Below are 18,232 nucleotides of genomic sequence, written 5' to 3' on the forward strand. Positions count from 1 at the left end.
CAAAGAAAGATAAAGACCCAATCGGTAGTTGATTTCATCTATAGAGTAACATAAATCTCAAAAAATAGGGTGAAAAAACCTTTATTTGTCATGCAAAAAAATAGAAGATACGATAGAGAATCACTTTGATGATCTCAATCACACCTCCTATTCAAGTAGTTAGATCACTAACTTAATGACATTGGGTGTGAGCCTCTTTTTTGTTTATCTATATCCTTACCTGTCTGTCTTCTGACCGCTGGCCTGTGACAAACATGGTAAAGGTTGCTTTGCAGACATTTCTGCCTTCTTGATTGGTGATATCCACATCCACGACACAGGTTGTGCGTCCATGATGGACACATTCTCCTTTAATGGTCAACACGTCGTCGAGTTTTCCTGCCTTGAGGTAGTTGATAGAGGACTGGAGCGTCACTCCATCAAGCCCCAGCGAGATAACCACCAAACCACTAATCTGGTCACAAAGGGTGAAGAGATAGCCACCATGGGCATTGCTATAGTAGTTGAGCGACGAGTCCACCACTTTGGTCGTCACCACAACATGACCATCTCTCATTTTTTCAATTTCGTAATTTTCAAAGGCAGATATAGCATCAAAATGAAAATCTTTCATCGTTTCCTCCTGATAGTTCAAACGACACTATGATACTACTTTTTATAGGACTGTGCAAGGAGAAAGCTCCTAGTCTGGCAAAATTCCGACCTGTTCCACAAAGCGCATAAAGGCTGTCTGTCCTTGCTCCGTCTGCTTGTAAACTCCTGCATCCTCTAGAACGCGCGCAAAGATGGCACCCACAGAGTCCTTGACGATTTCAAGGGCTTTTTCTTTATCTGTTAGGTCTGGATGTTGGACTTTGAGTTGGTCTGCCCATTCCTGATGATAGTCTGCAACTGCTTCATCATCTCCTACAAGATAGCTTGCAACTTGCTCCACTTCTGCTTTCAAACGAGGTGGTAAGATAGCCAAGCCCATGACCTCAATCAAGCCGATATTTTCCTTCTTGATATGTTGGACATCCTTGTGAGGATGATAGATGCCATCAGGATGCTCTGACGATGTCTGATTGTCCCGTAAAACCAAGTCTAACTCAAACTGTCCATCGCGTTTACGGGCAATAGGTGTAATGGTATGATGCGGTATCCCGTCTGTTTCTGCCAAGACTTGCACCCTTGGATCTGAATACTGGCGCCATTCCTGTAAAATCTTATCAGCCAAATTGATCAAATCTTCTTTGGAATCTGAAGTCAAACGCAACACTGACATTGGCCACTTGACAATCCCAGCCTTAACCTGCTCAAAACCAGCAAATTGAAAGGTCTTTTGCAAGGGAGCCAATTCCATAGGAAATACGTGACGGCCTCCCTGATAATGATCATGAGTTAGAATAGACCCCCCCACAATCGGCAAGTCGGCATTAGAGCCAGCAAAATAGCCCGGAAACTGCTCTACGATAGCCAGCAGACGCTCAAAGCTCTGACGACTAATGGCCATGGGACGATGCTGACCATCTAAAAAGATACAGTGCTCATTAAAATAAGCATAGGGCGAATACTGGAACCCCCACTCCTGACCCGCCATTTCAAAGCGGATAATTCGGTGATTGCTACGGGCTGGGTGGTTGACTCGACCATGGTAGCCCTCATTCTCTAGACAAAGCTGACACTGAGGATAATTACTAGCTTGCACCAACTTGGCTGCCGCAATCTCTTTGGGATCCTTTTCAGGCTTAGAGAGGTTGATGGTAATTTCAAGCTCACCGTAATCAGATGGAACACGATAAGCGATATTTTTAGCAATGGCCTTGAGTTTGATGTAGTCATTCTTCTGACTGAGTTGGTAAAAATCCTCTATCGCTTGCTCAGGAGATTGAGCATAGGTGGCCCAAAAGTCACGATTGACCTGACTCGGACAAGGAGTCACCAAGTCCATCAATTCAGCACCAAGGATTTCACGCTCAGCCTGACTATCCTCAATCGTCTCTAATCGAACGGCTTCCTCAACCAGCTGGTCCTTGAGGCCAATCAATTTATCCAGGTTGGTCTCAACTTCCAAAACACTGTCTCCCACTCGTGCCAAGACACGATTGGTCAGGTAGATTCGATCCATTTCCTCAAATGAACTTTCAGAAATGACATGTGTTACAAATTTATCTACTAAGGTCACTATAGAGCCTCCTTTTGACTAGTCAAGGACGCGAGTGCCACCTGCAACTTCAGCGATATAGAAGCTTGGAGCATACCCAACTACTTCCTCGTAGTGTTTGCCTACAGCTTCCTTAAATGCCTCAACAGTATCTTTTTGCACCAAAGCAATGGCACATCCGCCAAAACCTGCCCCTGTCATACGAGCACCGAGAACACCTTCTTGTGCCCAAGCTGTGTGAACGAGGGTGTCCAATTCCAAACCAGTTACTTCATAATCATGCTCTAGGGAAACGTGTGACGCATTCATCAAACAACCAAATGTTTCCAAATCACCTGCTTGAAGGGCTGCTTGCGCTTTAAGGGTACGTTGGTTTTCAAGCACAGCATGGCGAGCACGTTTCAAGCGATTTTCATCTTTAATCAGATAGCTGTATTGGTCAAAGGCCCACTCATCCAATTCACCCAAGGTCTGAATATCCAAGGCAACTTGCAATTCTTCCACAGCTTTTTCACACTCAGCACGGCGTTCATTATATTTAGAATCCGCCAATTCACGACGTTTGTTGGTGTTCATGATAACAACGACATTGTCCTTCAAATCAAGTGGTACCAAATCATACTCTAAGGTGTTGGTATCAAGGTAAATAGCACGTTGGTCTGCACCCATACCGATAGCAAACTGGTCCATGATACCAGAGTTGACTCCGATAAAGTTATTTTCTGTTTGTTTTCCGATTTTAACCAAATCGAGACGCTCTAATTTTAAATCAAAGAGATGCTCTGCCACGACCCCTGTCAAGAGTTCCAATGATGCTGATGAAGACAAGCCAGCACCATTTGGGATATTCCCAAAGACATAGAAATCAAACCCTTTGTCAATGACATGGCCTGCTTCTTGCAAGAAATGAAGGACACCTTTTGGATAATTGGTCCAGTTATGCTCTTTTTCAAACTTGAGGTCAGCGAGAGGCACCTCGATGATGCCCTTGTCCTCAAAGTTAGCTGAGTAGAAACGCAAGACTTGGTCGTCACGCTTGCGAGCCGCCCCATAAGTTCCCAAGGAAATAGCAGCAGGAAAAACGTGCCCACCGTTGTAGTCCGTGTGTTCACCAATTAAATTGATGCGGCCAGGTGAAAAGAAAGTTTGGTCCGCTTCTTGACCAAAAACGGCAAGAAAGTCTTTACGAAGGGCTTCAGTAGTAAGATGTTGTGTCATATGATTTCTCCTTTTACTGTCCGTTAAGTCACCTTAACGTGTAATCGTTTTCTTCTATTGTATCCAAGGGATTTCCCAAGGTCAATCCTTTTTACTAAAATTTTACTAAACTATCGGTAAAAGGTAGAAAAATATGATATACTAACTTAAAAGAAGGAGGATTTATGGCTACCTTAAAAGACATTGCACAGCTAGCCTCTGTCTCTATCGCGACCGTATCCCGCGTCCTCAACCGCGACCAGAGCCTATCTGTTACAGAAGAAACCAGACACCGTATTTTAACTGTCGCTGAAGAGTTGGGCTACACCAAGCACCTCAAGACAGGCGAGTCCCACAAACCCAAGCAAAAGATTGCTATTATCCAATGGGTCAGTGAACAAGGGGAGCTGGACGACCTCTACTACTACCAGATTCGCCTAGGAATAGAAAAAAGAGCCCAAGAACTGGACTATGATATCTTACGCTATTTTAATGACCATCCTTTTACCCTGAGCGAAGAAGTGATTGGGATTCTCTGCATCGGAAAGTTTAGCCGAGCTCAGATTTCTACCTTTGAAGAATACCAAAAGCCTCTTGTCTTTCTAGACAGTGATACTCTTTCACTAGGACACACCTGCATTATCACGGATTTTTACACTGCCATGAAACAGATTGTCGATTATTTCCTCAGCCAAGGACTTGATCGTATCGGGATTCTAACAGGGCTTGAGGAAACAACAGACCAAGAAGAAATCATTGAGGATAAGCGTCTGGAAAACTTTAAGAACTACAGTCAAACAAAAGGAATCTATCATGATGAACTGGTCTTTCAAGGTAGCTTTACCGCCCAGTCTGGCTATGACTTGATGAAGGAGGCCATTCAGAGCTTGGGAGACCAACTCCCACCAGCCTTTTTCGCAGCCAGCGATAGTTTAGCCATCGGTGCCCTCCGTGCCCTCCAAGAAGCTGGAATCAGCCTGCCAGACCGCGTCAGTCTTATTTCCTTTAACGACACTAGTCTGACCAAGCAGGTCTATCCACCCCTTTCTAGCATCACGGTCTATACCGAGGAAATGGGCCGGGCAGGTATGGATATTCTTAATAAGGAAGTACTCCACGGTCGCAAAATCCCTAGCCTGACCATGCTGGGAACCAGACTGACATTGAGAGAGAGTACAAGGAATGATTAAGATATTAGAATCTAGGCAAAAACTAAATTTCAAGATAAAATGAAGTAAATGTCCCCACAATAAAACGCATAGTATCAAGTTTTTTTAATGCCTGACACTATGCGCTTTTCACTTTTAAAGACTTTTCCCCAGCCTCTTTTCTAGTGTTGATGCCCATGGGGTTGCTCTAAGGCTGTTACCCTCCGCTTATGTTGCGCATGATTGCTTTGGCTGGTATCCACTTCGATTGTAATATTCTGCACACCTCTTTCTTCTAAGAGCTGACGCACTTGATTCTTTGTTTCCGTCATCTGCTCCCAATCTTCTAAACAGAGATGGATAATGGCATTATTTTCCAGACCATCCATGGACCAAATACTAAGTTGATTGACACTTTTGACATTGGTCAGAGCATCCAAATCCTTCTCCAAATCACCAGTCTCTACTCCTTCCGGCACAGCGTCCAAGAAAATCTTGAGTGTAGACCAAAAACGTGGAATGGCTTTTGTTAGAATGAAGATGGAAATGACAAGAGATAAGAGCGGATCAAGAATATACCAATCTGTAAATCGGAGGATAATCGCCATTAGAATGACAGCCAACCAACCAAGAGTATCTTCAAAAAAGTGCAGGCTGAGAATTGACTCGTTCTTTGTCTTTCCCTTGCGAACTACTAGACTAGCTAGCACATTAATACTGACTGCAATGATCCCTAGCCAGAGGATACCTTCATCATTAACGGGCTGTGGATTAAAAAGTTTAGTTATATTTTCCAAAATCACTAGGATGGATCCTGTGATAAGAATCACAGCAGTCACAAGTGCCCCTAAAAGACTAAATCGCTTGTAACCCAAGGTGTACTGCCTATCTTCTTCTCTATTTGAGATTGTTTCTAAAAAGGCCGATATGCCAATAGCTATAGCATCTCCCAAGTCATGGACAGAATCAGCAAGAACAGCACTCGAACCAAAGATGCCTCCTGCGATAAACTCAACAATAGCATAGCTTAAATTTAAGAAAAAAGCTACCCAAACAGTATATTTTGCCTTCATCTTTCTCATTCCTTTGTTATAATAGATTTATGAACACCTTGTTCATTATTATTATCTACTAAAACTCAAAGAAAGGATAGAAGCAAAATGTCAGCTTTATTCAGTTCTGAACAATTTGCCTCAAATGTCCATATGACTAATATTGACCGCCGTATCAGCAAAACAAAAAAAGCCATCTATCAAGCTTTTCTACAACTTTTGAACGAGAAGGGCTACGAATCCACTACAGTTCAGGATATCATTGATCTCGCAGATGTGGGACGATCCACCTTTTACTGTCACTATGAGAGCAAGGAACTACTTCTGGACGAGCTTTGCCGCTACCTCTTCCATCACCTCTTTGAAAGAGAGGAGTCCATTTCAACCGAGGATTATCTCGCCCACCTCTTTCTGCATTTTCAGAAAAATCAAGACCATATCACCAGTCTGCTATTTTCCAAAAATGACTACTTCCTCCGTCAACTCCATAAAGAGCTAGAACACCATGTCTATTCCCTGATGGCTAATGATTTAAAAGAAGCTCACCCTAATCTACCTACTTCTTACCTCCAACACTTAGTCGTGTCCAACTTTGTCGAGACATTGACCTGGTGGCTCAAAAAAGGACAAGACTTTACAGACCAGGAAGTTGTCCAATTTTATCTAGACCTTCTCATTCCTAAAAATTGAATAGCAAATAGAGCTCAGTTGCCTTATTTCTTGGTTACTGAGTTTTTTATCTTTTCAACAACAAAAGAGGACCCGCCGATCCTCTTTTTCATAATATAAAATCCTTGATTATCAACTCTGTCTGTTTTATCCCAAAACTTAAAACAGTACTTTCAAACATCTATTCTTAGTTAGGTAAATCCGTATTCTGCTTAGCAGCCTTGCTCCATTGATACCAACCAACTATACTGTTAATGAGATAAATCAAGTATTTCCCTTGGATTTGCAGGCTTTCTCCCCACCAGAGATAGATTGAAAAGACATTAGTTGCTGCCCAGAATATCCATTGTTCACGGTAAACAGCTGTCATGAGGATTTGGCCTACACCATTGAATGAGAACAGCGTAAGTTGGGAGACGAAGTTCGAATAGTGATGGGACAGTCTCCTAATTCAGAAAATTATACTGATGATCCTAATGGGCGCTAAAAATGCGAAGACCTATGAAAACCTATTTTGTATTAGTCAAACAAAAAATCCAAAAGAAATGGTATATGATTATGACCATGAAACAAAGTAAAATCAAACCGAGTGATCTGAGGAAGCACCCGATGATCATGAAACGTTATTAAACACAAAAGTCACCCATGTGAGTTCTTGCCAGAAGCTGAAGTTAATCCTTCAACCTGGAAAACCCGCAGAGGTGACTTTTTCTATACATCTCGATTTTTCTGGCAATAATCATTAACCGATAAATATGTCTGTGAATCACCCAGCGACTCCGCTATGTCCATAATCCGTGGTGGTAGTAATCCCACTCGCTGGACAAGTTCGCGATCGCTGAACAATTCCCGTGGATTGCCGGCGAAGCTAAACTTCCCGTGTTCCATAACATATACCGACTCAAACTCGGCGGCGACCCAATCCATGTCATGGGTGATGGTCACAACTTGGTGGCCCGAATCAGCCAACTGATGGAAAATTGCGGTCAACTTGCGCCGGCTTTCCCAATCAAGCGACATCATCGGCTCATCAAATAAATAAATCGCCGGATCCACTGCCAAAACTGTGGCAACGCTCAACAGCTTGCGTTCCGACAATGACAGGTCATATGGACTTTCAGCTGTTTTATCATCCAAGCCAACTCTTTTTAGAGCCTCTAAAGCCCGCCTCGTAATCGTGTCGTGGTCATCCATGACCTGCGCAACACTCCACTCCACCTCTCGTTGAACGGTCGGATTGAAAAGCTGATCGTCAGGATTCTGAAAAGTAATCCCAACCTTCAGTAACTTTTCGACTGGTTTAAGATCATTAAAATTTTCTCCATCGATCTTAATCACACCGGTTTGTGGTGTCAGTAAGCCCGTCAACAATTTGAAGAGCGTTGATTTGCCGGCACCATTTTGACCGACAATCGCCACCATCGGATCGGTGAAGTGTTTGTCTTCAACATCCAAGCTAAAGGACCGTTCCGGATAAGTGAACGTCAAGTGGCTCAGTTCAATTGTGGACATAACGAACCTCCTTCAGATCAGCGTAATTCACCGGATACCGGCCATCAGCCAAGTGCCAATCCATTTTTTGAGCAAGTTGCTGGATTGTCGGGGCTGGAATCTGCCAGTCAGCTACCAAATGATTAAACACCTCACCCGGCCTGCCCTGGGCTACCATTTGACCCTCGTGCAGCACCCACACAACGTCGGCGACTTCGCACAAATCGTCAATTTCACTGGTGACAATGAAGACAGTCGTCTCTTTGACTTGGGCCAGCCATTGGAAAAATTGCCGGCGGCCAAGGGGATCCATCTCACTGGTCGGATCATCCATAATCAAAACAGCCGGATTAGCCACAATCGCCGTGGCAATTGCCAACCGCTGGATCTGACCACCGGAAAGGCTCTCGGGACGCAAATTCAGCTGTTCAATCAACCCCATTTGCGTGGCAACTTCTTCAACCCGTTTTTGAATCAGTCCTTCAGCCATTCCCTGATTAATCAAGTCAAAGGCGATTTCATCGGCAACCGTGTCTGCCAACCCGCTTAGTTGGCCAGCTGGATTTTGCAGTACAACTCCATTCATGGCATTATAAACGGGCCAATTGTCGGACACTCGCTGGCCAAACATGTGCCAGTCGCCCTCAATCTCAGCAGACACAATTTTGGGAATGACCCCTGCCAGTACACGGCACAAAGTCGATTTGCCGGAGTGGCTATTCCCGATAATCCCAACCACCTGGCCGGTATGAACCTCCGCGTTAATCTGACGCAGTTGTGGTTGCTCAGTACCCGGATAACGGGTGGTCAAATTTTCAATTACAATCCGTTTATCTTCGTCCATATCTTCCACCCAATCAATAAAATTGCCAATCCAGTCAGACCAATGTGCAGCGTCCGCGACAGGCGATACACGCGCTGGGAGGTTCTGACAGTCCGGTTGAGATTATCAAAACCTCTCAGTTGGAGAGAAATCGACCGCGTCATCGATTGATCCAAGGTCTTAATCACCAATGGAATCAGAACCGGCAGGACTGACTTTAATTTCTGAATCAACGTTTTTTGCGGATTGGTTCCGCGAACTTTTTGTGCCTGCTGGATTTTCCGCATATTGCGCATCATTTCCGGCAAAATATAACACACCGACATCAGAACGTAGACGGTTTTATAAGACAATCCGGACAGTTCCAAATAGGCCGCGTTTTCTGAAATACTCGTGGTCACCATAAAAAAGCCACTGGTCAAAATAATCACCAATACTCGACAACCCAGAGTGGTGGCGTAAATCAGGCCTTCTTTGTAGAACGACACCCCAAGCACAGAAAACAGCACAGTTTGATTCTGACTGTAAAATAACCCTTGGATGATCAGCATGGTGCAAATCAGAAACAGGCTGAATCCCAGCGCCTTAAAGGTGGTAGAACTCAATTTGGAAAATAACAATAGCAGTGTTGCGACAAGAATTAATCCGGCCTGAAGCAATAAATTCATACTGGCAAAGCTCAACAACGTCATGTCCAAGATGAACAAGAGCTTAGTAATCGGATCGATCACCTGGTACCACTTGAGCTTGACCCGTGGCGCTCCAGAAATCAATGTTTTATCAGTCATCATTTATCATCTCTAAAGAAGTGCTCCATCCGCTTCGGCAGCTGACGATAGATGAAGAATGCCAGGTAGGCCACGCAGACTTTATCCAAAATATCCAAGACAAACTCATCGGTAAATGAGGCCAGCCACACTGGTACATGATTGGCAACCATTACCGCAAACAATGAGTCACCCCAAGCGATACCGGTCTGACCACCCCAAAAGATGACATTGAGAGGCGTTGAAATGACAGCTGAAACGATGGCAACAATAATAGAAGAAACAAATACTCGTCGCGCTGACGAGAACCACCCATTGGCGTGCAAAACTCCGACAGCAATCCCAATTCCGATACTGGTAATCGCATACACGGTTGAAATTGGCGATAAGGTCAGCCCATAGATCACGTTGTTGATGAAACCACTAATGGCACCGGCAACCGGCCCAGCCAACATGCTGGTAAGAAAGGTTCCCAAAGACCCCAGCCAAACGGGCAACTTTAACCCCTCCGCCAAGGCTTTGGCAACATAGTTAATCCCCACGGCAGCGGGAATCAAAGTCATGGTGGCAGCACTTAACTTAAATTTCCACATACTGGTACGATGAATCGGTTCTGTTTTCATAATCTTCTCCTTTTGTTTTTAAAGAGCCGTGTCTGGATAGACTTTCGGACGCAACGCTCTATTATATATCTACTGAACTGTCTATACACAAGATTTCCATCCTTAGTCGACATGAGCTGGAAAATCCTTATTTGTTAAGTAGTTCACAACACATTATACACCAATTTTGTGAATAGTCAAGTGTATTTACAGTAAAATTTTAGAAAATCCTGAAAATTTCCTCTTATTTTCCATTTAAAAATGAAAATCATTAATTCTGACACCAAAAAAGCCCAGACGAAATTGTCTGAGCATTCTTCTAGTTAGTCGTTTAAGGAAGTTGGGTTCAGCATTTTTAAGTTATTTATTCAACAAACCTTGTTCTTGTAGAAATTCCTTGGCTACTTGTTCTGCTGACTTGCCTTCGACACCCACTTGATAGTTAAGTTGGCTCATCTGACTTTCTGTAATCTTACCAGCCAATTTATTAAGAACTCTTTCCAACTCTGGATGTTTCTTGAGAAGAGCTTCTTTCATCAGTGGTGCCCCTTGATAAGGCGGGAAGAGTTGTTTGTCATCTTCCAAGACCTGTAAATCATAACGCTCCAATTCCGCATCAGTCGAATAGGCGTCCGTGATTTGAATATCACCTGACTGAATAGCCTGATAACGAAGAGCTGGCTCCATAGTCGCTACATTTAGATTGAGACCATACATTGATTGCAAGCCCTTATTTCCATCCTCACGGTCGTTAAACTCAAGCGTAAAACCTGCCTTCAACTGCCCTTCCACTTTTTTCAAGTCCGAAATGGTCTTCAAACCATATTCTTGAGCAATCTTTTTCGGAACAGCTACAGCATAGGTATTTTGATAAGACATGGGTTTGAGATAGGCTAGATGATCCTGCTTGGCAATGCCATCACGCGCCACCTGATAAACCTGCTCTGGCTCATGACCCACCTTGGGTGATGGTTGAAGCAAACTTTCAGTAACCGTACCAGTAAATTCAGGATAGATGTCAATATCACCTTTTTTCAGAGCTTCATAAAGGAAACTTGTTTTCCCAAAATTTGGTTTAACAGTCGCAGTCATGCTGGTATTTTCTTCAATAAGGAGTTTATACATATTGGCCAAAATTTCTGGTTCCGGTCCCAATTTCCCAGCAATAACCAAGTTTTCTTTCTCTTTTTGAGCCAATAGAGCTGGGCTATAAGACAGACCGAGCAATATAGTCACCAAGGCAAAGCCAGAAAAAATCGTCCGCAATTTTGCTTTTTCCATCACTTTTAGCAGGAAGTTAAAGGCAATGGCAAGCACTGCAGAAGAAAGGGCCCCAATCAAAATCAGACTGGCATTATTACGGTCAATTCCCAAAAGGATAAAGGAACCCAGCCCCCCTGCACCAATCAAGGCAGCCAAGGTTGCCGTACCGATAATCAAGACAGCTGCCGTCCGAATCCCAGACATCATAACAGGCATGGCAAGTGGAATTTCAAACTTCTTGAGACGTTCCCATCTGGTCATCCCAAAGGCAATCCCAGCCTCTTGCAGACTCGGATCAATTCCCTTGAGTCCAGTGATGGTATTTTGTAAAATCGGAAAGATCGCATAGATCACTAGAGCTGTCAAAGCCGGCAAGGTTCCAATTCCCATCAAGGGGATAAAGAGCCCCAGCAAGGCCAGAGACGGGATGGTCTGGAAAATCCCTGCAATCTGCAAGACCCAGTCGGCCAATTTCTCATGATAGCGAAGATAAACAGCCAAGGGAATCGCGATAAAAATAGCTAATAACAAGGTCAAAAGTGACAACTGCAAATGTTGAGATAGAGCTGTCAACCAATCACTAAAACGATCCTGAAAAGTTGCAATTAAATTAGTCATGAACACTACCTCCAAACAAGTCTGCTACAAAATCTGTTGCAGGAGCTTTTAAAATAGTCTCGGGATTCGCCACCTGGCGAATCTCTCCATCCTGCAAGACAGCAATACGGTCCGCCAATTTCAGAGCTTCATCCGTATCATGGGTCACAAAAATCGTTGTCATCCCAAACTCTTTATGCAATTCTTTAGTCAGAACCTGCAACTGTTTGCGAGAAATAGCATCCAAGGCTGAAAAAGGTTCATCCATGAGGAGAATCTTAGGCTGACCAATCATAGCACGAACAATACCGACCCGTTGCTGTTCTCCACCAGATAATTCACTAGGCAAACGATGCCCATACTCAGCTACTGGTAAACCAACCTTTGCCAAAAGCTCTTCTGTTTTCTGAGCAATTTCTTCCTTAGTCCAGCCCTTCATCTCAGGAATCAGGGCAATATTTTCCGCGACCGTTAGATTAGGAAAGAGAGCAATAGCCTGTAAAACATAACCAGTAGAAAGACGAAGTTCACGCTCATCATAGTCTTTGATACGCTTGCTATCCATATAAATATTTCCATCAGTTGGTTCCAAAAGACGGTTAATCATCTTGATCATGGTCGTCTTACCGGATCCAGAAGGTCCAACTAAAACCATAAATTCCCCATTCTCAATCTGTAAATTGACATCTCTCAAGACATCTTTTTCTGTGTAACGTAAAGCTACATTTTTGTATTCAATCATTCTTTGTCCTCAATTTAAAACTTTCCTCGGTTGGTCAAGTCTTCGACCTTAGGCATAACTTCCTTATTGTCCCAATGTTCCACAATTTTCCTATTTTCTAGATGGAAGATATCGCACTGAGCATAGGCAACTCCACCAATCTGAGTCTGACCATAGCTAACCACATAGTTTCCTTGTCCTAAGAGTTGGAAAACAAAGTCAAAAGTGGTCTTTACTTATAAACAGCTAATTTGCTCCATTTTAATCCTCATTTGCCTTCTCTTTCAGATTAGCCAAAATTCTTTCTTGAAAGGCTTCAAACTGATGAATTTCTTCCTCGGTGAATCCTTTGTAAAAAATCGTATCCAATTTCTGACTGACACGATGCCCCACTTCTTTCTGAGACTGCCCCAACTCTGTTAAAACCAAATACTTCTTACGCTTATCTTCCCCACATGGACTAATAGTTACAAGATTTTGTTCCTCTAGTTTTTTAATCATCGTCGTCAGTGTATTATTAGCAAGCCCAGTCGCAAGCGCAATATCTGTCGCAGTTGCGCAGCCAGTTTCACTATTCCATAAAACCGCTAAAATCTTCCCCTGTTCACTCCGATAAAGAGCTTCAGGATCTTGGCTCAGTAACTTTTGAAAAATCCTCCCATTCAACAAACGAATATGATGGGCTACCAAATGACTATCTTTCATGACACCTCCAATTTATTTCGATATCGAAACGAATAAAGCAATTGTAACACTCATTATTCTAACTGTCAACTATTTCGATTTAGAAATAATTTTTCCCAGTAAAAAAATCTCCCACCCAAGGTAGAAGATTCTAATCTTATAAACTTAATCCGTCATGTCCGATACCAAAGTTCGATGCTCCAATGGAACACTGCACATAACTAGCAAGAAAATGAAACCTGACTGAATCCAAAAGAGGGCCAAGTCAAAGATTCCGTGTACAGCAACAACTGTAAGGAAAGACAGATAAAGACCGATAATCGGGCGTTTCCCCGACTCCTGACTCATATCCATCATCAAGCGAACAGGAGCAACAGAAGACAAAACTAATAAAATAGTCCCCACAATTCCGTAACTCAGAATCGTATCAATATAAAGACTGTGAGCATGTTCATGATAAGGAGCATTTATACGAGGATACGAGTGCATGTAGGTCAATGGCCCTTCACCCCAGAAAGGATTTTGCTTAAACAAGGCCATCCCAGCATCCCAGATAGAAATGCGTTCTTCCATAGAAGAGTCTAAAGTTCCCATCCGAACTCCCAAATCACTGGAAAAGAGGAAGCTCAAGCCAATCGCAAAGACCCCAATACTAAGCCAAAAGGCCTTCCAGTTTTTAATGGTTGTAAATAGATAGATAATGGCTCCAGCGATAATAGCAGGAAAGGCAGTTCGATTTTGAGTAAAGTTCAATCCAAAGAGATTAACAAAGCCTGCAATCACACAGAATACTTTCAACCAATTCAACTTAGTCGTTGTAAACAGATAGAAAGCAATCATGATACAGAAACAACAAATAATTCCATAATAATTAGGATTAAAGAAGGTCACTTCTGCACGATTCTGATGCCACACCTGCATATTGGGTGAAAGAAAAGCATAGTTAAATTTCTTCACAATTTGGAAATGTTCTAAACTCGCAAAAGCAGCTGACAAGACGCTACCAAACAAGACGAGCTGCAAAATCAATCGAAAGAATTTATGTGATAAAATCGACTGATAGTGCAAAAAGAAAACAGTAAATAGAAAAATTCCTACTGAAGCTACAAGACCCATCCAATTTTGTGCAAAAACGGATATAACAGTACTATAGCCAAGAAAAAGAAGCAGCATCGGATGCTCCCCCATTTTCTGAAGAATACTTTTCATGTCTCCTGTGAAAATTAAACTGATAATATATAAACAGAATACAACTACAAAAAGATAAAAGGGTAAAAAGATACTCAGGATAATCCCCAATAAAATCAGCTCTTTACTAGACAACCCTTTCAGCTTTTCAATAAAGCCTATTGATTTCAAAATGAATCCTTTCTCTCCAAATCAGTTGATTCAGATAATAGTAAGCTATTCTATATTGTACCACTTTTTTAGCAATTTGAAAACAAAGGAAACGCTTCCCTAGGTAAAAAAGTGAGCAAAAATACTGAGATTTCACAACTCAAGCTTAATGACTAGATTCACTCCAAAAAATCGTGCCGAAAATACTAGGCATATGTTAAAATAGTAGTAATAAAATAAAGATTAGAAGCAACTATCCAAACTATATTTAAATCATTTACAATTCCTAAAGAAAGGAAACGCTATGAAATCCTACCAAGCCGTCTACCAAATTCTAGCAAAAGAAACCGATTATATCAGCGGAGAAAAAATCGCAGAAGAACTATCCCTCAGCCGAACATCAATTTGGAAAGCCATCAGGCGGCTAGAACAAGAAGGCATTGAAATTGATAGTATCAAAAACAAAGGATATAAACTGATGAATGGTGACCTTATTCTTCCCGAGATTCTAGAAGAAAATCTTCCAATTAAAGTCAGTTTTAAACCCGAAACAAAATCAACACAACTGGATGCAAAAGAAGCAATTGATTTAGGGAATGAAGCAAACACCCTCTATCTAGCTTCCTATCAAACAGCAGGCCGAGGTCGATTTCAACGTTCTTTCTACTCACCACAAGGTGGCATTTATATGACACTTCATCTCAAACCAAATCTTCCTTACGATAAATTACCGTCCTACACACTACTTGTAGCTGGAGCTATCTACAAAGCCATTAAGAACCTAACTTTAATAGATGTCGACATAAAATGGGTCAATGATATCTACCTAAATAATCATAAAATTGGAGGAATTCTCACTGAAGCAATGACCTCTGTAGAAACAGGCTTAGTCACAGATATCATTATTGGAGTAGGAATCAACTTTACTATTAATGATTTCCCACAAGAATTAAAAGAAAAAGCTGCTAGCTTATTTAAAACTACAGCTCCAATAACAAGGAATGAATTAATCATAGAAATCTGGCGTGCTTTCTTCGAAACACCAGCAGATGAGTTATTATACCTATATAAAAAACAGTCATTCGTTCTTGGAAAAGAAGTTACTTTCACACTGGATAAAAAAGACTACAAGGGACTTGCTAAAGATATCTCTGAAAATGGAAAACTTTTGGTGCAATGTGATAACGGAAAAGAAATCTGGCTCAATAGCGGAGAAATTTCACTCAAGAGTTGGAAGTAATAATAAACTAGCACAACCATAAAAACGACAATATATAAAGATTTAGTATTTCTTCAGCCCTATACAGTTGTCAAAGAGCACAAAAAACTGGCTCTATAATATTTGTAGTGGGTAACCCCCTATGGATATTATGGAGCCTATTTTGTGTAGAAAAAAAGTCCCATATGACCTATAATGAAAAGCGATCAAACAACTCATTAGAAAGAATCATATGGAACAATTACATTTTATCACAAAACTACTCGATATCAAAGACCCTAATATCCAATTTATGGATATCATCAATAGGGATACACACAAAGAAATCATCGCCAAACTAGACTACGATGCTCCATCTTGTCCTTATTGTGGAAGTCAAATGAAAAAATATGACTTTCAAAAGCCGTCGAAAATTCCTTACCTCAAAACGACTGGTATGCCTACTAGAATTCTTCTGAAAAAGCGTCGTTTCAAGTGCTATCATTGCTCGAAAGTGATGGTCGCCGAGACCTCACTCGTCAAGAAGAATCATCAAATTCCTCGTATTATCAACCAAAAGATTGCGCAAAAGTTAATTGAAAAGACTTCTATGACCGATATTGCCCATCAGCTTTCCATTTCAACTTCAACTGTCATTCGAAAGCTCAATGATTTCCACTTTAAGCATGATTTTTCTCGTCTTCCTGAGATTATGTCCTGGGACGAGTATGCCTTTACAAAGGGAAAGATGAGTTTCATTGAACAAGATTTTGATAATCTCAACATCATCACTGTTCTTGAAGGCAGAACACAGGCTATCATCCGAAATCACTTTCTGCGCTACGAGCGAGCTGTTCGTTGTCAGGTGAAAATCATTACGATGGATATGTTTAGCCCTTACTACGATATTGCCAGTAAACTTTTTCCTAACGCTAAAATCGTTCTTGACCGCTTTCACATTGTCCAACATCTAAGCCGTGCCATGAGTCGTGTACGTGTCCAAATCATGAATCAATTTGAGCAAAAATCCCATGAATACAAGGCCATCAAACGCTACTGGAAACTCATTCAACAGGATAGTCGTAAACTGAGTGATAAACGATTTTATCGCCCTACTTTTCGTATGCACTTAACGAATAAAGAGATTCTAGACAAGATTTTGAGCTATTCAGAAGAGTTGAAACACCACTACAATCTCTATCAACTCTTGCTTTTTCACTTTCAGAACAAGGAACCTGACAAATTCTTCGGACTTATTGAGGACAATCTAAAGCAGGTTCATCCTCTTTTTCAGACTGTCTTTAAAACCTTTCTAAAGGACAAAGAGAAAATCGTCAACGCCCTTCAACTCCCCTATTCTAAAGCCAAACTGGAAGAGACCAATAATCTCGTTAAACTTATCAAACGAAATGCCTTTGGATTTCGGAACTTTGAAAACTTCAAAAAACGAATTTTTATCGCTCTCAATATCAAAAAAGAAAGGACAAATTTCGTCCTTTCTAGATTTTAGCTTTTCTCCAGCCCACTACAGTTGACAAAGAGCGCAAAAAAACTTCAGATAAGTAATCCAATTAAGTTTTACAAATCTGAAGTTTTTATTCTACTATTCTTAAAAATACAAAAAAAGAGAGTTATAAACCCTCATTAAAACGGAGAATAAGGGATTCGAACCCTTGCGCCAGTTACCCGACCTAACGATTTAGCAAACCGTCCTCTTCAGCCTCTTGAGTAATTCTCCAATTAATGGGCACGAGTGGACTCGAACCACCGACCTCACGCTTATCAGGCGTGCGCTCTAACCACCTGAGCTACGCGCCCAAGTTAAAAACTTGGTAATTTGAACAAAGTTCAAAGCGGGTGACGAGAATCGAACTCGCGACAACAGCTTGGAAGGCTGTAGTTTTACCACTAAACTACACCCGCATACATACTATAATTAAAAATGGCGCGAGACGGAATCGAACCGCCGACACATGGAGCTTCAATCCATTGCTCTACCAACTGAGCTACCGAGCCTTATTGCGGGAGCAGGATTTGAACCTACGACCTTCGGGTTATGAGCCCGACGAGCTACCGAGCTGCTCCATCCCGCGTTAATGAAAAGGAGGATGTGGGATTCGAACCCACGCACGCTTTTACACGCCTGACGGTTTTCAAGACCGTTCCCTTCAGCCGGACTTGGGTAATCCTCCATAATATTCAAATGGACCTTGTAGGACTTGAACCTACGACCACTCGGTTATGAGCCGAGAGCTCTAACCAGCTGAGCTAAAGGTCCAACAAGATCATTATAGCGGCGAAGGGGATCGAACCCCCGACCTCCCGGGTATGAACCGGACGCTCTAGCCAGCTGAGCTACACCGCCATATATCGGGAAGACAGGATTCGAACCTGCGACACCTTGGTCCCAAACCAAGTACTCTACCAAGCTGAGCTACTTCCCGAGTTAAATAGAAAAATGCACCCTAGAGGAGTCGAACCTCTAACCGCCTGATTCGTAGTCAGGTACTCTATCCAGTTGAGCTAAGGGTGCTCATTA

Annotated in this window: 16 protein-coding genes, 10 tRNA genes and 2 pseudogenes; 4 read left to right on the top strand and 24 right to left on the bottom strand. The window is 42.1% G+C overall.

From position 1 onward, the window contains the following. Positions 1-208: 208 nt before the first annotated feature. The 3 genes from CYK18_RS10330 to CYK18_RS10340 all read right to left on the bottom strand — a co-directional run bounded on the left by CYK18_RS10330 (position 209) and on the right by CYK18_RS10340 (position 3,361). Positions 209-613 carry a PaaI family thioesterase gene (locus CYK18_RS10330; protein ID WP_000651202.1) on the bottom strand — a complete coding sequence of 135 codons (405 nt, stop codon included), beginning with the start codon at positions 611-613 and terminating at the stop codon, positions 209-211. A gap of 69 nt (positions 614-682) precedes the next feature. Further along, positions 683-2,164, bottom strand: a complete 1,482-nt coding sequence (locus tag CYK18_RS10335; RefSeq protein ID WP_101786462.1) for a UDP-glucose--hexose-1-phosphate uridylyltransferase — start codon at positions 2,162-2,164, stop codon at positions 683-685. A gap of 18 nt (positions 2,165-2,182) precedes the next feature. Continuing rightward, entirely contained in the window at positions 2,183-3,361 is a 1,179-nt protein-coding gene (locus tag CYK18_RS10340; protein WP_101786464.1) for a galactokinase, read from the bottom strand. Between the two features lie 164 nt (positions 3,362-3,525). Between CYK18_RS10340 and galR the strand changes: the two genes are divergently transcribed. Then, positions 3,526-4,530, top strand: coding sequence for a DNA-binding transcriptional regulator GalR (galR, locus tag CYK18_RS10345; protein WP_101786467.1), 1,005 nt, complete (start codon positions 3,526-3,528; stop codon positions 4,528-4,530). 140 nt (positions 4,531-4,670) lie between these two features. Here the strand turns inward: galR and CYK18_RS10350 are convergent, their stop codons facing one another. Further along, entirely contained in the window at positions 4,671-5,561 is an 891-nt protein-coding gene (locus CYK18_RS10350) for a cation diffusion facilitator family transporter (RefSeq protein WP_020901629.1), read from the bottom strand. A 132-nt stretch (positions 5,562-5,693) separates the two neighbouring features. Between CYK18_RS10350 and CYK18_RS10355 the strand changes: the two genes are divergently transcribed. Continuing rightward, entirely contained in the window at positions 5,694-6,230 is a 537-nt protein-coding gene (locus CYK18_RS10355) for a TetR/AcrR family transcriptional regulator (protein WP_031237576.1), read from the top strand. A gap of 166 nt (positions 6,231-6,396) precedes the next feature. Here CYK18_RS10355 and pnuC read toward each other — a convergent pair. The 10 genes and pseudogenes from pnuC to CYK18_RS10405 form a co-directional block, all read right to left on the bottom strand. Next, positions 6,397-6,600: pseudogene (gene pnuC / locus CYK18_RS10360) on the bottom strand (nicotinamide riboside transporter PnuC); the annotation flags it as partial. Positions 6,601-6,920: 320 nt separating this feature from the next. Then, positions 6,921-7,721: an energy-coupling factor ABC transporter ATP-binding protein gene (locus CYK18_RS10365; protein ID WP_101786469.1), complete on the bottom strand. Its 801-nt coding sequence runs from the start codon at positions 7,719-7,721 to the stop codon at positions 6,921-6,923. Continuing rightward, positions 7,708-8,544, bottom strand: a complete 837-nt coding sequence (locus CYK18_RS10370) for an ABC transporter ATP-binding protein (RefSeq protein WP_020901625.1) — start codon at positions 8,542-8,544, stop codon at positions 7,708-7,710. Before CYK18_RS10370 ends, CYK18_RS10365 begins: the two co-directional genes overlap by 14 nt. Next, entirely contained in the window at positions 8,520-9,311 is a 792-nt protein-coding gene (locus CYK18_RS10375) for an energy-coupling factor transporter transmembrane component T (protein WP_180948053.1), read from the bottom strand. The genes CYK18_RS10370 and CYK18_RS10375 overlap by 25 nt, the downstream gene beginning before the upstream one ends. Further along, positions 9,311-9,913 carry an ECF transporter S component gene (locus CYK18_RS10380; RefSeq protein ID WP_101786471.1) on the bottom strand — a complete coding sequence of 201 codons (603 nt, stop codon included), beginning with the start codon at positions 9,911-9,913 and terminating at the stop codon, positions 9,311-9,313. Before CYK18_RS10380 ends, CYK18_RS10375 begins: the two co-directional genes overlap by 1 nt. Before the next feature lie 339 nt (positions 9,914-10,252). After that, positions 10,253-11,773: an ABC transporter permease/substrate-binding protein gene (locus tag CYK18_RS10385; protein WP_101786473.1), complete on the bottom strand. Its 1,521-nt coding sequence runs from the start codon at positions 11,771-11,773 to the stop codon at positions 10,253-10,255. Further along, a complete protein-coding gene (locus CYK18_RS10390) occupies positions 11,766-12,494 on the bottom strand; it encodes an ATP-binding cassette domain-containing protein (RefSeq protein WP_023943913.1) in 729 nt (242 codons plus the stop codon). The genes CYK18_RS10385 and CYK18_RS10390 overlap by 8 nt, the downstream gene beginning before the upstream one ends. A gap of 14 nt (positions 12,495-12,508) precedes the next feature. Further along, positions 12,509-12,700 (bottom strand): annotated as a pseudogene (locus CYK18_RS10395) (nuclear transport factor 2 family protein); the annotation flags it as partial. A 34-nt stretch (positions 12,701-12,734) separates the two neighbouring features. Continuing rightward, positions 12,735-13,178, bottom strand: a complete 444-nt coding sequence (locus CYK18_RS10400; RefSeq protein WP_101786475.1) for a MarR family winged helix-turn-helix transcriptional regulator — start codon at positions 13,176-13,178, stop codon at positions 12,735-12,737. A 144-nt stretch (positions 13,179-13,322) separates the two neighbouring features. Further along, positions 13,323-14,516, bottom strand: a complete 1,194-nt coding sequence (locus tag CYK18_RS10405) for an O-antigen ligase family protein (protein ID WP_101786477.1) — start codon at positions 14,514-14,516, stop codon at positions 13,323-13,325. A 283-nt stretch (positions 14,517-14,799) separates the two neighbouring features. Between CYK18_RS10405 and birA the strand changes: the two genes are divergently transcribed. Further along, positions 14,800-15,735, top strand: a complete 936-nt coding sequence (birA, locus tag CYK18_RS10410; RefSeq protein ID WP_101786479.1) for a bifunctional biotin--[acetyl-CoA-carboxylase] ligase/biotin operon repressor BirA — start codon at positions 14,800-14,802, stop codon at positions 15,733-15,735. A gap of 211 nt (positions 15,736-15,946) precedes the next feature. Next, the gene (locus tag CYK18_RS10415; RefSeq protein WP_101786481.1) at positions 15,947-17,203 is read left to right on the top strand and encodes an ISL3 family transposase; all 1,257 of its coding nucleotides are present in this window, start codon (positions 15,947-15,949) and stop codon (positions 17,201-17,203) included. Between the two features lie 140 nt (positions 17,204-17,343). On the opposite strand, the gene CYK18_RS10420 is transcribed toward CYK18_RS10415, so the two are convergent. The 10 genes from CYK18_RS10420 to CYK18_RS10465 all read right to left on the bottom strand — a co-directional run bounded on the left by CYK18_RS10420 (position 17,344) and on the right by CYK18_RS10465 (position 18,226). Then, positions 17,344-17,431: transfer RNA gene (locus tag CYK18_RS10420), tRNA-Ser, on the bottom strand. Between the two features lie 6 nt (positions 17,432-17,437). Further along, a tRNA-Ile gene (locus CYK18_RS10425) sits at positions 17,438-17,511 on the bottom strand. Between the two features lie 34 nt (positions 17,512-17,545). Continuing rightward, positions 17,546-17,616: transfer RNA gene (locus CYK18_RS10430), tRNA-Gly, on the bottom strand. Between the two features lie 20 nt (positions 17,617-17,636). Continuing rightward, a tRNA-Phe gene (locus CYK18_RS10435) sits at positions 17,637-17,709 on the bottom strand. A 3-nt stretch (positions 17,710-17,712) separates the two neighbouring features. Continuing rightward, a tRNA-Met gene (locus CYK18_RS10440) sits at positions 17,713-17,786 on the bottom strand. Positions 17,787-17,795: 9 nt separating this feature from the next. Next, positions 17,796-17,885, bottom strand: a tRNA-Ser gene (locus CYK18_RS10445). A 12-nt stretch (positions 17,886-17,897) separates the two neighbouring features. Further along, a tRNA-Ile gene (locus tag CYK18_RS10450) sits at positions 17,898-17,971 on the bottom strand. A gap of 13 nt (positions 17,972-17,984) precedes the next feature. Continuing rightward, positions 17,985-18,058, bottom strand: a tRNA-Met gene (locus tag CYK18_RS10455). 5 nt (positions 18,059-18,063) lie between these two features. After that, positions 18,064-18,137, bottom strand: a tRNA-Pro gene (locus CYK18_RS10460). A 15-nt stretch (positions 18,138-18,152) separates the two neighbouring features. Next, positions 18,153-18,226: transfer RNA gene (locus CYK18_RS10465), tRNA-Arg, on the bottom strand. Positions 18,227-18,232: the final 6 nt, after the last annotated feature.

Source organism: Streptococcus mitis, from assembly GCF_002860865.1.
Lineage (GTDB): Bacteria > Bacillota > Bacilli > Lactobacillales > Streptococcaceae > Streptococcus > Streptococcus mitis_AT.